1 protein-coding gene is annotated in these 354 nt (G+C 74.6%); it reads right to left on the bottom strand.

Annotation, left to right across the window (positions count from 1 at the left end):
- Positions 1-47: 47 nt before the first annotated feature.
- Positions 48-354 (bottom strand): helix-hairpin-helix domain-containing protein (locus DWX25_RS07995; protein ID WP_233514245.1); only part of this gene is annotated, 307 nt, incomplete at its 5' end.

Raw genomic sequence — 354 nt, 5'->3', positions numbered from 1 at the left:
GACCTGACGCTGCTCCCGGAGCGCCTGTCGGACGGCGCCACGCCGCATTAGCTCGCGAGCTCGTCGTGCCCCCTGAACGCGGATATGTCGATCGACGTCACCAGCGCCGCGGCGGTCTTGGGGCCGATCCCGGGCACCGTGAGGAGGCACTCGTAGACCTCGTCGCCCGCCAGCGAGTCGGCCACGAGCGAGTCGAGCTCCTCGATGTCGGCGTCGAGGGAGGCTATCTCCCGGGCGAGTATCCGGACCGCGACGTCCTCGCCGGCCGGCAGCCGCCTCCCCGAGCGCGACGAGGCCAGCAGCGCCTCCCAGAGCCTCCTGGCCCCCGCCGCGGGGGCGCCCGCGCGCCTGGCG

The sequence above is a fragment of the Collinsella sp. AF18-8LB genome (assembly GCF_003459795.1).
Classification (GTDB): domain Bacteria; phylum Actinomycetota; class Coriobacteriia; order Coriobacteriales; family Coriobacteriaceae; genus Collinsella.
The sequence above is the reverse complement of the archived record's forward strand: the minus strand, read 5'-3'. Positions and strand labels throughout refer to the sequence as shown.